At 42.6% G+C, this 19932-nt stretch carries 23 protein-coding genes; 6 read left to right on the top strand and 17 right to left on the bottom strand.

The window, feature by feature from the left end:
• Positions 1-4: 4 nt before the first annotated feature.
• From DFP77_RS17620 to DFP77_RS17605, 4 genes are all read right to left on the bottom strand, one after another.
• Positions 5-1810, bottom strand: a complete 1806-nt coding sequence (locus DFP77_RS17620) for an acyl-CoA dehydrogenase C-terminal domain-containing protein (RefSeq protein WP_114413522.1) — start codon at positions 1808-1810, stop codon at positions 5-7.
• 210 nt (positions 1811-2020) lie between these two features.
• The gene (locus DFP77_RS17615) at positions 2021-3130 is read right to left on the bottom strand and encodes a CobW family GTP-binding protein (RefSeq protein ID WP_114413521.1); all 1110 of its coding nucleotides are present in this window, start codon (positions 3128-3130) and stop codon (positions 2021-2023) included.
• Entirely contained in the window at positions 3093-3845 is a 753-nt protein-coding gene (locus DFP77_RS17610) for a DUF481 domain-containing protein (protein ID WP_114413520.1), read from the bottom strand. Before DFP77_RS17610 ends, DFP77_RS17615 begins: the two co-directional genes overlap by 38 nt.
• 228 nt (positions 3846-4073) lie before the next feature.
• Complete coding sequence (locus DFP77_RS17605; protein WP_114413519.1) at positions 4074-4604, bottom strand: RNA methyltransferase; 531 nt, start codon at positions 4602-4604, stop codon at positions 4074-4076.
• 131 nt (positions 4605-4735) lie between these two features.
• Between DFP77_RS17605 and DFP77_RS17600 the strand changes: the two genes are divergently transcribed.
• The 3 genes from DFP77_RS17600 (at position 4736) to DFP77_RS17590 (ending at position 7986) form a co-directional block, all read left to right on the top strand.
• Positions 4736-5596, top strand: a complete 861-nt coding sequence (locus DFP77_RS17600; RefSeq protein ID WP_114413518.1) for a TraB/GumN family protein — start codon at positions 4736-4738, stop codon at positions 5594-5596.
• Positions 5597-5807: 211 nt separating this feature from the next.
• Positions 5808-7100: an NCS2 family permease gene (locus DFP77_RS17595; protein WP_114413517.1), complete on the top strand. Its 1293-nt coding sequence runs from the start codon at positions 5808-5810 to the stop codon at positions 7098-7100.
• A 130-nt stretch (positions 7101-7230) separates the two neighbouring features.
• Complete coding sequence (locus tag DFP77_RS17590; RefSeq protein WP_114413516.1) at positions 7231-7986, top strand: class I SAM-dependent DNA methyltransferase; 756 nt, start codon at positions 7231-7233, stop codon at positions 7984-7986.
• A gap of 12 nt (positions 7987-7998) precedes the next feature.
• Here DFP77_RS17590 and DFP77_RS17585 read toward each other — a convergent pair whose 3' ends face one another.
• The 3 genes from DFP77_RS17585 to DFP77_RS17575 form a co-directional block, all read right to left on the bottom strand.
• Positions 7999-8214 (bottom strand): hypothetical protein, encoded by a 216-nt coding sequence (locus DFP77_RS17585; RefSeq protein WP_114413515.1) that lies wholly within the window; start codon positions 8212-8214, stop codon positions 7999-8001.
• A 129-nt stretch (positions 8215-8343) separates the two neighbouring features.
• Entirely contained in the window at positions 8344-9729 is a 1386-nt protein-coding gene (gene cpxA / locus DFP77_RS17580; protein WP_114413514.1) for an envelope stress sensor histidine kinase CpxA, read from the bottom strand.
• Positions 9729-10415 (bottom strand): response regulator, encoded by a 687-nt coding sequence (locus DFP77_RS17575; protein ID WP_114413513.1) that lies wholly within the window; start codon positions 10413-10415, stop codon positions 9729-9731. Before DFP77_RS17575 ends, cpxA begins: the two co-directional genes overlap by 1 nt.
• A 198-nt stretch (positions 10416-10613) precedes the next feature.
• Between DFP77_RS17575 and DFP77_RS17570 the strand changes: the two genes are divergently transcribed.
• The gene (locus DFP77_RS17570; protein WP_114413512.1) at positions 10614-11117 is read left to right on the top strand and encodes a CpxP family protein; all 504 of its coding nucleotides are present in this window, start codon (positions 10614-10616) and stop codon (positions 11115-11117) included.
• Between the two features lie 57 nt (positions 11118-11174).
• Here DFP77_RS17570 and DFP77_RS17565 read toward each other — a convergent pair whose 3' ends face one another.
• Positions 11175-11453: a hypothetical protein gene (locus tag DFP77_RS17565; protein ID WP_114413511.1), complete on the bottom strand. Its 279-nt coding sequence runs from the start codon at positions 11451-11453 to the stop codon at positions 11175-11177.
• Positions 11454-11677: 224 nt separating this feature from the next.
• On the opposite strand from DFP77_RS17565, the gene DFP77_RS17560 reads away from it, so the two are divergent.
• Complete coding sequence (locus tag DFP77_RS17560; RefSeq protein ID WP_114413510.1) at positions 11678-12199, top strand: hypothetical protein; 522 nt, start codon at positions 11678-11680, stop codon at positions 12197-12199.
• A gap of 84 nt (positions 12200-12283) precedes the next feature.
• Here DFP77_RS17560 and DFP77_RS17555 read toward each other — a convergent pair whose 3' ends face one another.
• From DFP77_RS17555 to DFP77_RS17545, 3 genes are all read right to left on the bottom strand, one after another.
• Positions 12284-13282 (bottom strand): branched-chain amino acid aminotransferase, encoded by a 999-nt coding sequence (locus DFP77_RS17555; RefSeq protein ID WP_114413509.1) that lies wholly within the window; start codon positions 13280-13282, stop codon positions 12284-12286.
• Positions 13283-13481: 199 nt separating this feature from the next.
• The gene (locus tag DFP77_RS17550; protein WP_114413508.1) at positions 13482-14363 is read right to left on the bottom strand and encodes a sensor domain-containing protein; all 882 of its coding nucleotides are present in this window, start codon (positions 14361-14363) and stop codon (positions 13482-13484) included.
• Between the two features lie 145 nt (positions 14364-14508).
• Positions 14509-14784, bottom strand: coding sequence for a DUF1294 domain-containing protein (locus DFP77_RS17545; RefSeq protein ID WP_114413507.1), 276 nt, complete (start codon positions 14782-14784; stop codon positions 14509-14511).
• Between the two features lie 157 nt (positions 14785-14941).
• On the opposite strand from DFP77_RS17545, the gene DFP77_RS17540 reads away from it, so the two are divergent.
• Positions 14942-15667 (top strand): tellurite resistance TerB family protein, encoded by a 726-nt coding sequence (locus DFP77_RS17540; protein WP_114413506.1) that lies wholly within the window; start codon positions 14942-14944, stop codon positions 15665-15667.
• 68 nt (positions 15668-15735) lie between these two features.
• Here DFP77_RS17540 and DFP77_RS17535 read toward each other — a convergent pair whose 3' ends face one another.
• From DFP77_RS17535 to DFP77_RS17510, 6 genes are all read right to left on the bottom strand, one after another.
• Entirely contained in the window at positions 15736-16182 is a 447-nt protein-coding gene (locus DFP77_RS17535) for a DUF1499 domain-containing protein (RefSeq protein WP_220235554.1), read from the bottom strand.
• 29 nt (positions 16183-16211) lie between these two features.
• Positions 16212-16742 (bottom strand): NUDIX hydrolase, encoded by a 531-nt coding sequence (locus DFP77_RS17530; protein WP_114413505.1) that lies wholly within the window; start codon positions 16740-16742, stop codon positions 16212-16214.
• 48 nt (positions 16743-16790) lie between these two features.
• The gene (locus DFP77_RS17525; RefSeq protein ID WP_114413504.1) at positions 16791-17294 is read right to left on the bottom strand and encodes a YgjV family protein; all 504 of its coding nucleotides are present in this window, start codon (positions 17292-17294) and stop codon (positions 16791-16793) included.
• 1023 nt (positions 17295-18317) lie between these two features.
• On the bottom strand, positions 18318-18752 hold the full coding sequence (locus tag DFP77_RS17520) for a hypothetical protein (protein WP_114413503.1): 435 nt from the start codon (positions 18750-18752) through the stop codon (positions 18318-18320).
• A gap of 93 nt (positions 18753-18845) precedes the next feature.
• Positions 18846-19490, bottom strand: a complete 645-nt coding sequence (locus DFP77_RS17515; RefSeq protein WP_114413502.1) for a suppressor of fused domain protein — start codon at positions 19488-19490, stop codon at positions 18846-18848.
• Between the two features lie 69 nt (positions 19491-19559).
• Complete coding sequence (locus tag DFP77_RS17510) at positions 19560-19784, bottom strand: hypothetical protein (RefSeq protein ID WP_114413501.1); 225 nt, start codon at positions 19782-19784, stop codon at positions 19560-19562.
• Between the last annotated feature and the right edge of the window lie 148 nt (positions 19785-19932).

Raw genomic sequence — 19932 nt, 5'->3', positions numbered from 1 at the left:
CCGACTAGGCGTTAAGAAATAAGAAATTATCTTCATCCATCGCCAACAAGTTATCAGCACCAGACAACATAGCCTCTACGTGAGCGCGAGTACGTGGCAACAAACGATCATAGTAGAAAGTTGCTGTTTGCAGTTTGGCAGTGTAAAAGCCAACTTCATCTGTGCCTTCGTCTAATTTAGTCTGTGCAGTGACAGCCATGCGAGCCCAGAAGTAAGCCAATACAACATAGCCGGAGAACATCAAATAATCGACAGACGCTGCGCCCACTTCATCTTTGTTGCGCATGGCTTTCATGCCGACTTTCATCGTCACATCGCCCCATTCACTATTCAGTTTATCCAGAGCGGTGATGTAAGATTTAACACGCTTATCACCTTTGTGCTCTTTACAGAACTTATGGATAATTTTAGTGAAACGACGCAATGTTGCACCTTGAGTCATTAGTACTTTACGACCTAAAAGATCCAACGCCTGAATGCCAGTTGTGCCTTCATACAACATAGAAATACGGCAATCGCGAACATTCTGTTCCATACCCCACTCGGCGATAAAGCCATGACCACCAAACACTTGTAGACCATGATTTGCTGATTCAAAGCCAGTTTCAGTTAGAAAGGCTTTAGCAATCGGAGTCAGTAAAGACATCAATTCATCTGCCTCTTCTTTCTCTTCTTTAGAGCCCTTCTTAGTGATGTCTACTAGCTTAGAACAGTAATGAATCAATGCGCGACCACCTTCTGCAAAGGCTTTCTGAGTAAGCAGCATTCGACGAACGTCTGGGTGAACAATGATAGGGTCAGCGGCTTTTTCTGGTGCTTTTGGACCAGATAACGCACGCATTTGTAGTCGATCTTTCGCGTAGGCAACGGAGTTTTGCAATGCCCATTCGGCATGCGCCAAGCCTTGTAAAGCAGTACCAAGACGAGCGGTATTCATGAAGGTAAACATGCAATTCAAACCACGGTTGGCTTCACCGATTAAGAAACCTTTCGCACCGTCAAAATTCATTACGCAAGTCGCATTACCATGAATGCCCATTTTGTGTTCGATAGAACCACAAGACACCTGGTTACGATCCGCCATTTCACCTGCGTCATCGACATTGTGTTTTGGTACGATAAATAAAGAGATGCCTTTGGTACCAGCAGGAGCATCAGGTAAACGAGCCAATACAATATGGACGATGTTATCTGCCATATCATGCTCACCTGCGGAGATAAAGATTTTAGTCCCTGTAATGGCGTAGCTGCCATCATCTTGTGGCTCGGCTTTGGTTTTCAACATCCCAAGGTCAGTACCACAATGAGGCTCAGTCAGACACATGGTGCCTGTCCACTCGCCAGAAACGAGCTTTGTTAGATAAGTTTGTTTTTGTTCATCTGTGCCGTGTAGCTCGATAGTGTTCATCGCGCCATGGCTTAAGCCTGGGTACATACCCCATGACCAGTTTGATGTGGCGATCATTTCCGTCACCATCATACCAAGGGAATCTGGTAAGCCTTGTCCACCCACTGCTTCAGGATGCGACAATGAAGGCCAGCCGCCTTCAACATATTGCTGATAGGCTTCTTTAAAACCTTCTGGTGTTGTCACAACACCATCTTTGAACTGACAACCTTGTTGATCACCAACACGGTTTAGAGGAGAAAGCACTCGCTCGGCAAATTTAGCACCCTCTTCTAGAATGGCTGCCACCATATCCGGCGTCGCTTCTTCGGCACCTGCTAACTTAGCGTAGTGCCCATGAAAGTCGAGAACTTCTTCGGTGACGAATTTGATATCGCGTAACGGAGCTTTATATTCAGGCATGGCCTATGACCTCTTATTGTTTTTATCCATCTGTTCCAATTGGAACCTCTTATGTTAGAAAGGTTCCTCTATCAGAGACATTCTCTCAATAACAAAAGGTGCCAAAGTTAATGACAAAATAGACCAAGACCGTATATCTTTGTTTCAAACTAGGGAATTAATGAGCAAAGAAAGCAAACAAGGTTGGTCTAAACTCACAATATCATGCAGCTAAATTAACGCCTCACAGCCTACTTTCACTTTATCAGGCCATTTTCCATCAATACTACCAATTACCTCCATCCTACTTACTTCCTTCCATGGGGCAACAGTCGAGCTAACTTCTCCACGCGCAACATTGACAAAAACGGCCTCACTAGGATTAAGAGCAAAAACGCCTTTGACTCGATAAACGCCCTCTTGCAATGCAATTAGACGAATCATCGATAGCAGTTTGTCACTGTCGACGTATTCACCGACGGCCCAATACCATCCCAAAACCTGCATAGAATCTTGCTGCTTTTGGTAATAATAACGCCCGTGATCGCTCAACTCTCTTTTTATGTCTTTTCTTAAATCAGAGACAGGCAAATAACTTTCATGAAGGCCAGTACCTCGTATATAAGAATGATTAGTAAAACGAGAAGAAACAAAGATTTCCGTTAAGCCAATATCTAACGCCGTAGCGTCCAATTTCATCGGATCCGATTTAAAAACAACAGGGGGCGATGATGGCATAAAACACTGGCTTAAATACTGATCTACAGCATCAAAGTCTTGCGACTGATAACGATCAACATGGCTTAATACAATGCCGTGAGCAGATTCAACTTGATCTTTAAAAATAACGTGATTGGTATAACGTTCATCGTGAAGAGTACGAGCATCTAGGACGCAAAAAACGCCACTAAGCAACAACACATCACTGTATATATGACCGCGCAGTTGTTGAATAATTTGCTTCGGATGACCAAGACCAGATGGTTCGATAAAAATGCGATCTGGGTTATATTTACGAATCAATTGATTCAAACCCTGCTGAAACGCAGCTGACGTGGTGCAACAAACACAACCACCAGCCACCTCAGCAATAGCAACACCTAAATCAGAGTAAAACGCACCATCTAGGCCAATATCACCAAATTCATTTACCAGCACAGCCCATCTCTCATTGGCCGGGGATTGCTCTAGCAAATGACGAATTAACGTCGTCTTACCAGCGCCTAAAAACCCCGTCACCAATGTGACTTTTATTCCCTGATAGCGCATGTTTTCGGAAGTCTCGTAGTACAGTAGGTGTACGCTAGAAAGTATAAGAGAAAATGACACTGGCGGTGCCATCAGTCTTCTTTTTATCTTCTAATGCGATGCTATTATGAGTAAGACTATAAGCTGCTTTCATGTGCAGATTACCTATAAGCTTTACTCTAACAGAAGTTTCAGATTTCGAAGTAGAGTTTTTATTACTCTCTAATGCCGCATCAGTACTTATTCCCTGCTGAAATGTTACATTAGGGTTAATTTCATATTTATATTGAAGTTCCACATGAACAATCGCTATTTTATCCTCTTCTCCCTCATCCGTTTGACTAAAAGAGTAACCTGGTCCTGCGCTATAATCTAAGAAAGAAGATTCATCCTCAAATATTCGTCCTGAGTAACCAACAGAGATAGTGTTCTGATATTCATAGCCACTAAATCGGTCATCAGTATAAGAGCCATAAACAAACACAGAACTGTTCTCTTCGCTCAATTTGTAGTCACTTTGGGCTGACAAAAACGTCTTGTGAGCTGTGGTTTTGGTTTCAGATTCGCCTTCATTTTTACCACGTTTATATAAAAAGTCTCCTTGGTATTTTGCCTTCCACTCTTTGAAGTCTTGTTTTATCGTTGCTTTAGTTCTCAATGCAGAACTTTCCGTATTACCGGTAATAGAAATAAGCCCTAATTCTAGCTCGAGACTTAAAGGCTCTAGCGGTGCAGGTGGCTCCTCAGCATAGCTTAATGTTGCGAAGTAAGCCCCAAAAGCAAGCACTACAGTTCTTAAAGGCTTCATCTGGATGTGTTCCTTCTATCTCATCAAACAAATTATATCTTGGCGACAAAGAAATTTTACTGAAGGTTTTAACTGATTAAATAGGATTTCACCTTCCTTCCAAATAACGCCATTAGACTCAACAGACATTTTTGCATTGATAACAAACCATCACAGTCAACTTACTGCTAACTATATGAAAAATATTGGATAAAATAATGACCAAACAGACATACTTACACAACACATTCAAATGTTATTGCGAACCTTCACATTGTTGTTAACGTCTTTGCTTTGGCGGATAAGATCATCTCCAGCCTCTGCACGGTCAGATTTAGCCAGGCGATCATAGAGCAATACATTGACCGAGGCAGCCAAATTCATACAACCTACCGTAGGAACAAAGACCACAAAGTCAGCTCGATCGACGACTCTCTGATCAATAGTCCCGTCTTCTGGCCCAAAGATATACAAGGCCTTTTCTGGATGCTGAAAGCGTGGCAGTGGCGTAGCACCTTGAATCAAATCGACACACACAATTTTGGTCCCTTCTGCTACCGCCTCCGAAAGCGTTATCACACCAAGTGATTCAATATTTATTAACGGAATCGAGGATGTTGCTTTTTTTGTATCAGTAGACATTTTAGCCGCTCGATCATAGCGTTGACCTGAATACAGAACTTGGTCAACCTGATAACAACCCGCAGCCCTCATAACAGAGCCAACGTTGGAAATACTTTTAGGATTGGTTAGCCCTATAGACACGAACTCTTTTTTCATCGAAGATTTACTACATTAGTATTGATAGATATCCAGCATAATAGCACTTTTCATCACAACAACGGCCTGAATAAATGACATAACCGAACACTGACATCTGGGCTTTCTATTTACCTTAATCAGGGAAAAACATGAAACTTCTCAAAAAATTTGGTCTTACTTTACTGGCGGCCGCCACCTTTCAAACCCAAGCTGCTTCCGTATGGAAAGTTACATCTGGCACAAATACACTTTATATTGGCGGCACCATTCACCTGCTCACACCCCAAGACTACCCTCTTCCTAAAGAATACGAACAGGCCTACCAAGCAGCTAATAAAGTAGTGTTTGAAACCAACATGGACACTATCAGCCAACCAGGGTTTAAACGAAAAATGCAGGAAGCGTTGTCCTATTCAGATGGCACAACCATTGACGAAATACTCTCGGCAGATACGTTTAGCGCACTTAGAGCGTATCTAGAGAGTCGACAGATTCCCTTCACAGCAGTACAAAACCTCAAGCCCAGCGCGCTGGCCATTTCCCTTAGCCTAATAGAGCTAAGATACCTCGGATTCACCAGTGAAGGAGTTGATCAGTTTTATGCACAAAAAGCTCAGCAAGACCAAAAAGCACAAGGCTGGCTAGAAGAACCAGAAACTCAAATCGATGTGCTCAGCGACCTACAGGAACAAGACAATGACGCAGTGGTTAACTACGCCCTTGACGACATCAAAGACATGTCAAAAACCATGACGGACTTACGTGAAAGCTGGCGCAAAGGCGATGTAGAAACCATGGCAAGAATAGAGTTAGAAGATTTCCAAACAGACTATCCAGATATTTATCATTCATTATTGGTGCAACGAAACAATCTTTGGATACCACAGATTGAAAACATGCTACATGACGATAACATCGAATTTATAATGGTGGGCGCCATGCACCTTGCCGGTCCAGACAGCCTACTAAAAAAACTCACAGCCAATGGTTACCAAGTTACACGATTATAATTTAATCAAGATAAGTAGTTCAAAGCACACCAAGGGAATACGAAAAAGTCAGTGAATGGCTTTTTTTTCGCTTATATTCAGTATAAAAGTGATTATTTGTTTCGATTTAGCTCCCAAATCCAGCCTATTTTTTTTATACTTGCGGCCGAAATAAGAGACTGACCAAATGATCAGTTAATACACTTCCCTCGGTGAATATTAAGGTCCCCTCATGCTCGAACGTTATTTTCAACTAAAAGCGCACAACACCACGGTACGCAATGAAGTTGTTGGCGGTATCACTACCTTCCTAACAATGGCCTACATTATCTTTGTTAACCCTTCTATTCTTGCCCAGGCTGGCATGGATCAGGGCGCAGTATTTGTTGCGACCTGTCTTGCTGCCGCCGTTGGTTGCTTGATCATGGGGTTATACGCAAACTACCCAATCGCTCTAGCTCCAGGAATGGGACTGAATGCTTTTTTCACTTACGGCGTAGTATTAGGCATGGGCTACACGTGGGAACAAGCTCTAGGTGCGGTTTTCCTATCTGGTATACTTTTTATCTTTATCAGTATTTTTCGACTTCGCGAATGGGTTATTAATGCCATTCCGTCTTCTCTAAAACTGGGTATTGCTGCGGGTATCGGTCTTTTCCTAGCTATGATTGCTCTGCAAAATTCCGGCATCATTGTGAAAAACCCTGCAACCATGGTGTCATTGGGTGATCTATCTTCTCCTTCTGCCATCTATGGCCTATTAGGCTTTTTTGTTATCTGTGCTTTGGCGTACTTGAACGTGACTGGTGCAGTAATGATCGGCATTCTGTTCGTGACTATCTTGTCTATGCTATTTGGTCAAAATGAATTCGGCGGCTTGGTTTCTGCACCACCTTCCATTGCACCAACATTCCTTGCAATGGATATAGAAGGTGCTTTCCAAATCAGCATGTTAAGCGTCATTTTCGCTTTCTTCTTCGTTGATTTATTTGATACATCAGGCACCCTAATTGGTGTTGGCCAACGAGGCGGTTTATTAGACAAAGACGGCAAACTACCGCGTTTGAAAAAAGCCTTATTGGCTGACTCTGGCGCAACCGTAGTGGGCGCAGCACTAGGTACTTCTTCTACTACAAGTTACATTGAAAGTGCATCAGGCGTTGCTGCTGGTGGTCGTACCGGTTTAACCGCAGTGGTTGTTGCCTTGTTGTTCATCCTTAGCTTGTTCTTCGCGCCATTAGCTGGATCTATTCCTGCTTACGCTACGGCAGGCGCTCTGATGTACGTAGCAGTACTTATGACAAGCAGTCTTGCTCACGTTGATTGGGATGACATCACCGAAGCTGCTCCAGTGTTAATTGCCGCTTTTACCATGCCATTAACCTACTCAATCGCAGATGGTATTGCGCTGTCTTTTATTAGCTACGCAGTAATCAAACTACTATCAGGCCAAGGCAAGCAAGTTGGCGTTGCAGTTTATCTGTTAGCGGCTTTGTTTATCGCCAAATTCTTTATCTTCGTCTAAACAAGATAACGAAAGCCGCATAAAAAACAGGAGCAAGGTCCGCCTTTGCTCCTGTTTTTTTTCGGCTTCGCAAAACTCACAAACTACTATATGATGCGCCTTCGATTTTCCCTCTTCAAGTGAACAACACATGTCTGACAACGCGCTCTACACGGACCTATCCGGCTACTACGATTTAATGTGTGCGGATATTAACTATCAGGCGCAAAGCAATAGCGCTCACAGGTTTCATCAAATTTTTGGCAATGGTGGAAAGCGACATTTGGATTTAGCCTGTGGAACAGGACCACATATCCAGCACTTTCAGTATGAAGGCTATGAATGCAGTGGCTTAGACATTAATCAGCCAATGTTGGATTTAGCTCTGCAGCGTTGCCCAGATGGGCTCTTCACGCTAGGAAATATGTGCGATTACACCACGGCCGAACCTTACGACTTAATTACCTGTTTTCTGTATTCTATTCATTACAGCGGAGACTTAAAAAGTCTAAAAAACTGTATCGAAAGCACTCATAAAGCGCTCAAAACGGGTGGGGTATTTTGTTTCAACTCAGTCGATAAGAACCATATAGACAATAACCTATCGACAAAACACAGCGTCGACTATGAAAACAGTGTCTTTTCATTTGGGTCTTCTTGGTTTTACCGAGGTGAAGGCGAAAAACAAACTCTCAAGCTTAGCATTGATAAAACAACGCTCGATCAAACCCAACAATGGACCGATGAACACCCAATGGTGGCGTTAAGTTTCACAGAACTGCAAAACATCTTGGCGCCGTATTTTGATGTTCATGTATTTGAACACGAGCACGACAAAATCGCGGCTTGGGATCAGCTTTCTGGAAACGCTATTTTTGTGTGTATCAAAAAAGAAAACGCGAATTGACCTGAAGAAAGATTAGTTCATCGAACGGTATTTCAAAATCAAACTAATAATTTCATGATCGCTAACGGTAGAAGACAAGGACTCATTGATAGAGCGTCTTTGTGGTAAACGGATATTGAATTTACTTTTTAGTAATCCAACAACTTGCGAATCAGAATTAGGGTCAAAGGGTTGACTGGCAAAAATGCTAATGCGCTGTAAAAGGAACTCTTTTGCAGTATTTATCATGTATTTCCTATAATTTTTGGGAAAGCGACAAAGCGACGTAAAGTAAAAACAATTAACGCCACCCGAGCTTGCTTCTAATATGGGCCGGATTAATCGCTTTGTCTACTAATGCTTTCCCTTAATTGAAATTTATAAGGTCACTTGCAAAGGTAATGTTATCTCAACCAACAATCCCCCCAGTGAACTACGGGCTGCACGAACCGCTCCCTGATGCTGACGAATGGCATTTTCAGTAATCGCCAAACCTAGGCCTGTGCCGCCACTACTCCTATCTCGGGCGGTTGAGACACGATAAAAAGGTCGAAAAATAGAATCCAGTTCATCATCAGGAACCCCTTCACCATCATCCTCCACTTTAATAAACAAGGTATCAGCCTTGGCTTCTAAAGAAACTTGAATCTGATGTTTCCCATAATGGATTGCATTACGAATGACATTTTCTAATGCGCTCATTAATAACTCAGGGTGGCAAACAATCAAACACTCTGGAACATTAGAAACACTCAGCACCTTGCCCATCTGTTCGGCTTCAAATTGACTGTCTCCTAACAACCCATCACAAAGACTAGAAAGCGGTTGAGCTTCTCGCTTCAAATGGCTGTCCACCTGCATACTAGATAGTTCCAGTAGCTTACCTATCATTTGCTCTAGCCGCTGTGCTTCGGTGTCAATTCGGGTCAAATCAGAGCTGTCTCCCAGCTTTCGTTTTGCCAATGCTTGCGCCATTCTCAATCGAGTTAAAGGCGATCGTAGCTCATGAGAAATATCAGACAGCAAACGTTGTTGACGAGAAATCATCATATTTACAGCTTCTACCATTTGGTTAAAGCTGGCTCCTGCTTGGCGAAATTCAGAGGTGCCTTTTTCAAGTTCAGGATCGATTTCAAATACCCCATGCGCCACACGTTGTGCCGCCTTCTCTAGCCGTCGCGCTGGCTGACTTAAAGCCCACGCCAACCAAAGTAACAAAGGAGTACTGACAAACATAACCGCTAATAACAAGCGGAACGGATGATCAAATAATTGGATTAAAAAGTGTGGAGGCTCACTCCAACGCGTTCCGACATACAAAAAGTAATTGCCCCTAGCCAAACGAACAGGAAGCGGGCCCGAAATCATAGTGCGGCCATACAGCCTTTGTTGAGGGCTCTGAGGGTTATCAATTGTCGTCACAAAGTTGCGCAGCGCTTTATAACTAAAGTCTGGGCGGCGATCTGTAGTAATCACATTGCCATCAAGATCCGTAATAAAAAGCCGCAACCGATTATCACCACCTCGATGAGACCAACCTTCCAATTGATGCAGCACCGGCTCTATGCTCTGCTCAGCAGCAAAAGCACGCTCGGCTCTGTCCCTAATTTCCACCATACGATCATAATATGGGGGTGGAATATCACGAGGTTTACGCGGATCAAAGTGAGGTAATGCTAATACGGCCAAAATAACTAAACACATGGTAAACCAGAAAATAGCAAAGATACGGCCATATAAACTGGTGATTTTTGGAAGCCTCATTACTCTCCCTCCACCAGCAAATAACCACGCCCACGCAGAGTTTTAATGCGTGGCTTTGCATTAGGCCAGTCTGGTAATTTTTTGCGCAAATTAGACACATGCATATCGACAGCACGATCAAACGCCGCCAACCTTTTGCCTAGGACATCCAAGCTTAGCTCTTCTTTTGTTAACACCTTGCCCGGATGCAGTACAAAGTAATGCAGCAACGCAAATTCCGTACTGGTCAAATCCAATAAATCACCATTGCAAAAAGCTTCTAAACGCCCCGGATACAATTTAACGTCCCGATACACAACCGCATCGTTTTGGGTCTGCCCTTTACTGGCTTGGGTGCGTCTCAAGATCGCCCTAATTCTTGCTAGAAGCTCGCGCTCACTAAAAGGCTTAGGTAAATAATCATCTGCACCCAATTCAAGGCCAATCACACGGTCAATCTCTTCACCTTTGGCCGTCAGCATCAATACAGGTACATCCCATTTCTCGCGTAATTGCTTAAGCGTCTCAAAACCATTCAATTTAGGCATCATCACATCAAGCAACACCAAATCGACACTATCATCCATGGAAGCCAAGCCTTCAACGCCATCATAAGCGGTCGAAACGACGCAGCTTTCAAAAGACAAAACTTCCTTGAGCAAATCGCTCAATTCAACATCGTCATCAATAATCAAAATATGAGGCATGAAAAATTCCTAAAACGGTACATACACATCGAATCAATAAGCCTATTTTACGTCGAAAAACACACCATAGAGCCACATTTACGATACTTTACCTTGCACAGACGTCAGTTTACCTAGCAACCTCTATTCTACTTCCATGCGTTCAGAACGCAGTATTTATTTACTCTAGCAACTACCTAGTATGGAAGGAAAAGTCCTATGAAAATATCTAAGAAACTTATTTTAGCCTCTGTTGTTTTACCTCTAATCATAAGCACTAGTGCATTTGCCTTTGGCGGAAAAAACCACAAAGGACCTCATGAAGAATGCCGCCCAGGGTTTGGCTTTGATCGTGGCATTATGAAAGACTTAAATTTAACAGACACTCAAAAAGACCAACTTAAAACCCTTCGTCAGGCCAATAAAGATGAAATTAAAAAGCGTTTCAGCGAGAACAAACCAAAAGCAGAAATGAGAGCAGAACGAACCCAAAAAATGAATGACGTATTACTAGCTGATACATTTGACCCGGCAAAAGCAACGGCCCTTGCTCAAGCGTTTGTTAACAAGCAGGTAGAGCGTCAAGTTGACATGCTAAGTAAACAACACAAAATGCTAAGCATCTTAACGCCCGATCAGAAAGCCAAGTTCGTCGAACTACAGAAAGAACACATGGAAGATTGTAACGACATGGCTCGTCACAAAGGCAAAGATAGAAAGTAATCGGTCTTCAACAACAAAACGGCCAGTTGGCCGTTTTGTTTTCAACTAAGCATACTCTTAGTTTCGCTTCCAGATCCTTGCTACAGCTCGGTCACTACCGAGTAAACCGACAACCTCACAGACCAAACCTGTTAACGAGAACAATAAAATAGGAATAATACCCGCTGCTTCACCTGTCATCATAGTCACAACCAAAGAAGCTGACGCAATAACAAAACAAAGCGCCCCCAATACAATCAATATTATGCGGTGCGATTTTTTGTATTCATACTCACCAACCCCTGACTCAAACATAGCCAATAATGGTGCACAAAGTTGTCTCATTGCCTTTTTCATAATGCCTTCTTCACTAATTAGAGGAGTTTTAACACACTCACCAAAAATTTTCTTCTATATAGAACACCTTTTATATCATCACGTTGGACGAAAAATTAGGATAACAAGTAAAAAACTTTACAATATTTGATTAAAGTTTGCCTGAACCCAACCGATTATGAGGGAGTAAGAATCAAGTTAGCACATGATACCGATTCCCATTTTTAGAATTTGCGGAGAAAAATATGAAAAATATTATTGCAACAGGAATTGCAGCGACAGCAATATCCTTATCTATGAACGCAAACGCGTCTCCAATGACATATATTGATTATACAATGGGCAACATTGATTATGATAACGGTGCAGATGACGGTGATTATTCTGCATTTACTGTATCTATCGATACACTCATTATTCCACTCATTTCAGTAGAATCTATCGATTTTAACGATGCTGATATCTTGAAATTCGGTATAGGCGCTTCTGCTGGTATTGGCCGTGTTAGCCAGATATATGGACTCGTTCACTACAACGACTACGATGATGAAGATTCAGATTTTAGCTTTAGAGTTGGTTTCAATAGCTCGCTAGCAGATCGTCTAGAGCTAAGACTTTCACACACCATGTACTCGGATATGGACTCTTTGGACAACACCAAATTATCCCTAGGCTACTATTTCACTCGAAACTTCTCATTAGCAGGCAACTATCAGACAGCAGACGATTACAATATTCTTTCTGCAACAGCACGATTGAGCTTCTAAAGTTATATCACCGACTGTCGATCATAAAAAAGGGCTGGAGTTAAAAACTTCAGCCCTTTTTTCTATCTATAACTTTCTATCAGATTAGCAAACTTTCGTTAACCAGTTATGCTTATCTTCTGCTTTACCCCATTGAATATCATTCAATGCTTGGCGGAGCTTCTGAGCAATAGGACCTGGTTCACCAGTACCAACTTGATACTCTTTATCATTATGGATAAAAGTCCCCACAGAGGTTAATACCGCCGCCGTACCAGACAATACTGCTTCCACTTCTGGCTTAGCTGAGCGCTCTAACAATTCAGCTACTGTCAAATCACGCTCAGTAACTGTCATGCCCAAATCAGCAGCAAGAGTCAGAATAGAAGAACGAGTTACGCCGTGTAGGAAAGAAGAATCCAATCCTTTCGTGATGATCTCATTGCCATCGATTAGCAAGAAATTAGCCGCGCCTGTTTCTTGTACATCGCCATTTGGACAGAACAAGATTTGGTCTGCTTGCACTTCTTCTTTTGCTTTAGAGATAGGGCCCAACGAACTTGCGTAGTTACCGCCACTCTTGATCATGCCCATATGAGGCGCGCAACGCATACCAGTTTCATCTAACAAAAGACGAAGTGCTTTCGCACCACCAGTGAAATAATCACCCACTGGAGACAACAACACATACAACATAGAAGTTGCCGTTGGCGCAGTAGCTTTACCCACCGCTGCTTCTGTTCCAATATGAGTTGGACGAATATACATAGACCCAGGTGGCTCAGGAACATCACTGCCGTATTCAGCAACCACATCGACAATCATTTTAGCGACTTGTTCTTCATTAATAGTTGGCAAAGACAAAAGGCGGCTACTTTGCGCTAGGCGCTTAATGTTTTGATCCATTCGAAACACATGCACACTTCCATCTTCATGGCGAAACGCTTTCAACCCTTCAAAACACGTGCTTGAGTAATGTAGGACGTGAGCACCTGGATGCAACTGAATGCTGTCCGATGTCACAACACTTTCTTCATTCCATTTACCATTTTCGAATGTTGCCAATGCCATCTTAGGCATGAACACGCTACCAAAAGCCGCCATTATTGTTTCCTATGTCGTTAAATGATTACGATACCGATCATCACAAGCGGTACCATCAAAGCCAAGAATTTATTTTTTAACCAATCTGTAAATAGTAAAACGGAAATCAGCCTGAAGAAAGTAAATCGTCAAACTCAAATCAAACGAAAGGTATATTTCCAGTATATTTGCTAATTTAAAGAAGAGATAGAGGGATACATCATTCAGAAATGGATAATACTGTACGATTACCGCCATCATTTTTCGCAATATACATAGCGTTATCTGCGTATTGCACCAACTCCAACGGCTCTTTACCGTTTTCAGGGAAACGAGCAACACCAATACTAGCCGACACCTTCACCGACATACCATCAATCACAAACTCGTTCGCCAGTTCAGCACGAACTTTTTCTGCAACAGACAACATACCGTCAGCGTTATTAACCTTGTTTAAAATAATCAAAAACTCATCGCCTCCCAAACGACCCACCGTATCAGATTTACGCACACAGTCGCCTAGCCTTTTGGCAATTTGCTGCAGTAATAAATCGCCAACAGCGTGCCCGCGAGCATCGTTAACACCTTTAAAACCATCTATATCGATAAACAACACAGACAAGCCAACCTTCTCTCTCTCAGCAAGAGACAACGACGACTGCAAACGGTCTAACAGTAAGGTTCTATTAGGCAGACAAGTTAGATCATCATGACCTGCTGCGTATAACAACTGCGCTTCCATCTTTTTACGCTCAGTAATATCGTGAGCAACCGCGATACGAACTTGGTGCTCTTCAGACCACCTAGCAGACCAAAGTACATTGACCACTTCACCATTTTTACGAACCCAACGGTTTTCAAAACGAGGCTGAGTCTGACCCGAAATAATAGTATTGACCGTATCGAGAGTTTTTACCTTATCTTCTGGGTAAACCATACGCACCATAGGTGTTCCAATAACTTCCTCTGGTGAATACCCAAACATGTCTTCAAACGCCGCACTAACAAAGACAAAATACCCTTCACGATCGACAATACAAACCGCATCTAGCATCAGCTCCATTACATCAGCAAGGTCAATATTGAGTTCTTTGTTATTCATAAAGCCGCACACCTGAAAACATAACAGTGTCATTGTGAAAGGGTAAAAGGCGAACAACGCTGCCCTACCATATAAATGCTGATTATCTATGGAGTTTGCATAGAAAATCTATGGTAATTACATAACGTAACGAGATAAGTCCAAATCAGGACAATGAGAAATAATATAGGCCGTAACCAGTCACAGAGATATTTATTAAAAACGTTAGCCAAAACACCACCAAAAAGCGCCGTTTCTTTGTTTTATGTCGAAACACCTTCTGACCCAACATAGCACCAAGCCAGCCACCAAACAGAGACAACCAATGCAAAGTCGACTCAGGTACTCTTTGCTTGCCGCGCTTAGCAGCCGACTTATCAACGCCGTAGAAGCAAAAAGTAACCAGACTCAGAAAGCCATAAAAAGAAAACACGTAAATCATTTCAACTCTCTTAGCTTAACGAACTAAATATCAGATCCCCCTTTCTTAGCAACGTAATTAACGAGTAAAAGAAAGGGAACAAAATAGCCACAGATGAACTCTCCAACACCTCCAAGGTCTTAACTATTAATCAACGAAGTAAGTGGAGGCTCTCATCATGAACATTAACTCACTCTTAAACAACATAATGGGCACAGTAGACACTGGAATTAACAAGGCAACCACCAAAGCCAAATCAAGCTCTATTCCTGGCGGATTCATGGGTGGCGCTGCCGCTGGCGGATTAGCCGCCATGTTATTGACCAACAAAAAAGCCCGTAAAATGGGTGGCAAAGCCATCAAATATGGCGGTATGGCGGCTGTGGGTGGAATGGCTTACAAAGCGTGGCGTAATCACAAAGAAAGCCAAAGCATGACTCAGCTATCTAACATTGCGCCAAACCAGAGTTTTGGCTCATCCACCACACCAGCCGTTCCGGAAGGCAGCATCTTTGACCTAGCAGAAGAAAAGCCAACGCAACAAATCGAAAACATGCGCCTAATCTTAATTCGAGCCATGATCAGCGCCGCCAAAGCAGATGGTCACATAGACACCATCGAACGCACTCGAATCGAACAACAGATCAGCGACCTTGGCATCAATGCAGAAGAACAAAGATTCCTGATAGAACAACTACGAGCAGCCAGCGACCCAATCACCATCGCACGCCTATCAGAAAGTGAAGAACAAGCCACAGAGATTTACCTTGTCTCCATGCTCGCCATTGACATCGACACCGAAGAAGAACGCCGCTACCTAGATCGCCTAGGAGATGCATTGCACTTGCCAAGCGATCTACGCCAAAACATCGAATACGAAGTCAGCTACATACAGGCGCCTTAAACCGCACAAAGCGATCACTTCGAAACGCAATACCCTCTAAAAAGGCGCTCTAAGAAAAATCCAGAGCGCTACTCCTTGAGCTTACTACGAATGGCTTCCATACGTTTTCGATTCACGCCAAAGTCGGAATGACCTACCCGCGACGCCGAGCGAATATCGATATTAACGACTCCATTTCGCTCTTGCGAAAACAAAAACTCAACATCATCGACAAAACGAAACACCGCCGACGTAAACTCAGCATGAATATAATCCACTTCATTTACCACAACCTTAGTTCGCTTCGAAGACTCCAGCGCAGCTAACACCTTTTCATGCGCATCAAGACTAGAGCCCTTAACCACTATCGGCTCAATAAAATGCTTATCATTGGCTTGAATCTGACTACTCACACAGTTTGGCGAGCTAGGACAAGCCGCTAACTTCCCATTGGTAACACCTAAATTCGGCATAATGCTTGAGCACCCCTGCAATAAAATAAACACCAATAAATAGAAAAGCTTTCTAGTGAACACACTCAATCCTAATGGTTTTGGCCAGAAGCCTAAAAGCTTGCAACAACCAACAACTCATCTCGAATCAAGCACAACAAAAAAGTTTCCCGCTCAATCGACATACCTTTTTTATCACTGTTTTTAATCGTATCGAGATTATGCTCAATAGCATCGTGGACATTAATCCACACTGGCTTCATACCATTTTTAACTTCGTAATCTTCCAGACTCGTCTCGCCTAACTGCTCGTCAATCTCACACGTATAGCAATAAGACTTCATCTGTATGATATCGAAACCATCCCTGTTCCAAGGTCGAAACTCTTCATACAAACCAAACGCCTCGACATTACGAATATTCCGCGCTCCCGTCTCCTCCGTTAACTCACGGATCAAACCTTCCACCTGATTCTCACCTTCATCAATCCCGCCACCCGGCAAGGTATAATCATCGTAACGCTGGGTGTACAGCATCAAAATATCCTCTCCTTTTAAAATAATCCCACGGGCAGCAAGACGTAAAAAGGAAGATTGATCGACAGACTCAAGACTTGAGTGGATAGAAGACTTTAGTAAACGCATAAGATAGAGACACTTCATCTAAAAAGGGGCTGCCCCCTTTAATTAATTTTATAACGTTACTGGCTTTTTGAAATAGTAACGATAATAGCCAACTAAATTACTCATAATAAAGAGTGCTTCCATCAAAACAGCAGTTGGAGACCCCACGATATAATTATGTATTAGCCATAAAGCCGTGCCTATGATCATTAACTCTCGTAAACGACGATCATCTTTATTAAACGCAGCAACAGTCTGAAAAATTGAAGCGAAGCAACTAACAATACTTGCTAACCCGGCATAAGTAACAACAGCCGAGATTACCGATGCGCCACAGAATATATATTTGAGTATTAAAGAAGTGGAAAATATACTTACAAAATATCGAACAGTAGCAATAATCATCAAACTTGCCGCGGTCCACTGCTCAAGCAGGATAAAATGACTAGAAATCAAAGTCCCCGCGCAAAAAAGACAAGCTACAATCTTTCTCCTGTCCTTGAACTGGAAAGACATCAGATCAAAGCCAATAGCTACAGCGACCAAAACTTGAGAAATAATAAATGGTGTCACCAAAATCCCCTTTAAACATCGTTAAAGGAAAAAGCCCCCCTAACACCTAAAAACTGTACGTTAGAATATACACTCTTTGAGTGGAAGGGGGCACCTCTGAAAGTAGATTCAACTCAAACATTTTGGACTCCAGCCCCTTATTCCGTACTGCTGAGCGAGGGCTTAGCCCCTTCCCCTTTTGTCTTCCAAGGAGAAAGCGGAGGATAGGGTTGTTCTTTGGATCTTCAAGTATATTTGTTAATTCTCTATGACTTTGAGCTGCAAGTTTATTCCGCCCTGCTGGGCGAGGGCTTAGTCCCTTCCCCTTTTGTCTTCCAAGGGGAAGGCGGAGGATGGGGTTGTTCTTTTATCAGGCTATCGCCCAAACATCTCATTCACATTGTTTAACATCACATCTAGCAACACGACTTTTATAGTAAGGCATAGATTAGTCCTGCTGTTCGAGAGAGTCTTTCTGTTAATGACTCGGAAACGCCATAGAGTCGCGCAATCAGGATTGCGTCGAAGGGGCTTCTTCGTAGCTATTCGTGTAAAACTAAAACGTAGGGCATCATAAGCGCAGCGTAATGTGCCGCTGAAAGCGAAGCTTTCATTGTATGGTAGATCGCAGCTTTAGCCCGACGCGGAATTCATGCTCCATTCAAACGCTTTGGATTCACAACCTTCATTCCGCCCTGCTGGGCGAGGGCTTAGTCCCTTCCCCTTTTGTCTTCCAAGGGGAAGGCGGAGGATGGGGTCGTTCTTTTATCAGGCTATCGCCCAAACGTCTCATTCACTTTGCTTAACATCATGTCTAGCAACACGACTTTTATCGTAAGGCATAGATTGGTTATGCTGCTGGAGAGAATCTTCCCGTTAATGACCCTGAAACTCCATAGAGTCGCGCAATCGGGATTGTGTTGAAGGAAGTGACGCTGCCAACAAAGGCAGACTTGTAGTTGTGATTTTTGCGCAATGATAAATAAAGCGGTTGCAAGGGTGTCCAAGCCACGCAGTGGCTAATGTTGTTTGGCCTTGTTAAATTTATGCTTTGAGAACTGATACTAGACCAATTGTCGCGCCTATTAAACCTGTAATAATTGTAAACCAGAAAGCTACCACCTCTCTTCTAGCTTTGTTTTCTTCTCTGCTCAGTACACGTAACCTATGCATACCTTTTGTGGTTAGAATTTTTTTAGCTCCTTGCTCATCACCAAAGTCATATGAGTTATACATTTCAGTATCGTTGTCATCAGGCATTGGAACTAGAAGTCTATCTGCCTTAGATTTTAAGTAAGCTGATTTATAGTATTCTATCCAGCAATCCAACTCATATAGTTCATGCCCTAAAAAAGACAGATGACCTTGATCATTGTCGCCTTTATATCGTTCCTCGAGATCAGCAAAGCTTTCAGAAAGCTTGTCTCTTTCTTTAGAGAGCCTTTTTAACTCTTTCACATATCTGAAATATTCGAACATCTCTTCCTCTGAAATTTAACGCTGCCAGCAGCAGCCAACTGAAAGGAGGTCCAGCCCCGTAAGGACGATGCTGCCGTTACTTGATAACTGTGTTTACCGCTCAAGATCCGTAATCAATAAAGGATTAGTTTTTGCGTGCTCTGTAATTAAAGATGACGCATCAACTTTCAAGTTTTTTAGCTGGTTATACTCTTCATCGTTGATACCAAACATTTGAAGAAATTGAGCTTCTCCATGCGGAGTGTTGATTGCACCCAATTCCGGGTCTAGCAAAAACGCGATTCCCGTTAATTTAGTATCTGAATTGAGCCTTATTTGGCCATTAGCAGGCATGTAATGATACGGCTCAAACCACTTACCTGAATTAAAAACATATCGAGCAATATTCTGAATAAGATGAAATACCCATGTTGGCTCGTCTTTATCAAGATGAAACGGCTTAAGGCGGAAAGTAAGCTCAAAGCCAAACTTACTAAAGTCACTACCTAAAGACTCTTCATCATAATAGAGATTTGAAAAGCCATAAGTCACAAAATGATAATAAAGTTCTCCATTGTAATGCGCCTCATAAAAGCTAATTCCATCAATAGGGTCTTTTCCTCCAACCGCGTAATGCAGTGTTGCTGCCCAATGTTTTGGCTCTTGGCCTGGATATAGCTTTTCTATAGCCTCATCAATTGCAAGCCAACCCGGTGCATCGTCTTCCGTGTATTTTTCTTTATATTCTTCTAAATCCACTCGATCTCCTTGAGACAGTTAACGTAAGCTAAGCGGCGCCGCTTGCGGCGTCCTTGCTTGAGCGCCTTGTTAACTGCGCTTTATCGGATTGAAACTTTCAAAATAGTTTTGAATATCAGCCCTTATTTCATGGGCAGCTTCTTCTATTTGGGATATGCCACAACCACTCTTATACAGGCGATCATTTATTTTATTGTGAAACCAGTGGTGGTTAGTTTCCAAGGTATCCCAGTACCTTCCTTCTTTTAATCCATTTTTGTATTCTTCTAACTCTTCCATATAAGAAGAAAACATTGTGCTTGTTCTTTTTTCCAAAAGACTTACAACTTTATCCCTGATTGTACTAGGGAACATACGAACAAGTAAGACAATTTTTAGCTGACTTTCAGCTTGTGACAGTATTTCCTCAGAAGCGACATTTAATCACCACTTAACCCACTTG

The sequence above is a fragment of the Marinomonas foliarum genome (assembly GCF_003337275.1).
Classification (GTDB): Bacteria; Pseudomonadota; Gammaproteobacteria; order Pseudomonadales; family Marinomonadaceae; genus Marinomonas; species Marinomonas foliarum.
This window is presented reverse-complemented; position numbering and strand designations above follow the sequence as displayed.

Coding starts and splice junctions, on each gene's coding strand:
- DFP77_RS17620 (WP_114413522.1), bottom strand. CDS start 1,810: ATGCCTGAATATAAAGCTCCGTTACGCGATATCAAATTCGTCACCGAA.
- DFP77_RS17615 (WP_114413521.1), bottom strand. CDS start 3,130: ATGGCACCGCCAGTGTCATTTTCTCTTATACTTTCTAGCGTACACCTA.
- DFP77_RS17610 (WP_114413520.1), bottom strand. CDS start 3,845: ATGAAGCCTTTAAGAACTGTAGTGCTTGCTTTTGGGGCTTACTTCGCA.
- DFP77_RS17605 (WP_114413519.1), bottom strand. CDS start 4,604: ATGAAAAAAGAGTTCGTGTCTATAGGGCTAACCAATCCTAAAAGTATT.
- DFP77_RS17600 (WP_114413518.1), top strand. CDS start 4,736: ATGAAACTTCTCAAAAAATTTGGTCTTACTTTACTGGCGGCCGCCACC.
- DFP77_RS17595 (WP_114413517.1), top strand. CDS start 5,808: ATGCTCGAACGTTATTTTCAACTAAAAGCGCACAACACCACGGTACGC.
- DFP77_RS17590 (WP_114413516.1), top strand. CDS start 7,231: ATGTCTGACAACGCGCTCTACACGGACCTATCCGGCTACTACGATTTA.
- DFP77_RS17585 (WP_114413515.1), bottom strand. CDS start 8,214: ATGATAAATACTGCAAAAGAGTTCCTTTTACAGCGCATTAGCATTTTT.
- cpxA (WP_114413514.1), bottom strand. CDS start 9,729: ATGAGGCTTCCAAAAATCACCAGTTTATATGGCCGTATCTTTGCTATT.
- DFP77_RS17575 (WP_114413513.1), bottom strand. CDS start 10,415: ATGCCTCATATTTTGATTATTGATGACGATGTTGAATTGAGCGATTTG.
- DFP77_RS17570 (WP_114413512.1), top strand. CDS start 10,614: ATGAAAATATCTAAGAAACTTATTTTAGCCTCTGTTGTTTTACCTCTA.
- DFP77_RS17565 (WP_114413511.1), bottom strand. CDS start 11,453: ATGAAAAAGGCAATGAGACAACTTTGTGCACCATTATTGGCTATGTTT.
- DFP77_RS17560 (WP_114413510.1), top strand. CDS start 11,678: ATGAAAAATATTATTGCAACAGGAATTGCAGCGACAGCAATATCCTTA.
- DFP77_RS17555 (WP_114413509.1), bottom strand. CDS start 13,282: ATGGCGGCTTTTGGTAGCGTGTTCATGCCTAAGATGGCATTGGCAACA.
- DFP77_RS17550 (WP_114413508.1), bottom strand. CDS start 14,363: ATGAATAACAAAGAACTCAATATTGACCTTGCTGATGTAATGGAGCTG.
- DFP77_RS17545 (WP_114413507.1), bottom strand. CDS start 14,784: ATGATTTACGTGTTTTCTTTTTATGGCTTTCTGAGTCTGGTTACTTTT.
- DFP77_RS17540 (WP_114413506.1), top strand. CDS start 14,942: ATGAACATTAACTCACTCTTAAACAACATAATGGGCACAGTAGACACT.
- DFP77_RS17530 (WP_114413505.1), bottom strand. CDS start 16,742: ATGCGTTTACTAAAGTCTTCTATCCACTCAAGTCTTGAGTCTGTCGAT.
- DFP77_RS17520 (WP_114413503.1), bottom strand. CDS start 18,752: ATGTTCGAATATTTCAGATATGTGAAAGAGTTAAAAAGGCTCTCTAAA.
- DFP77_RS17510 (WP_114413501.1), bottom strand. CDS start 19,784: ATGTTTTCTTCTTATATGGAAGAGTTAGAAGAATACAAAAATGGATTA.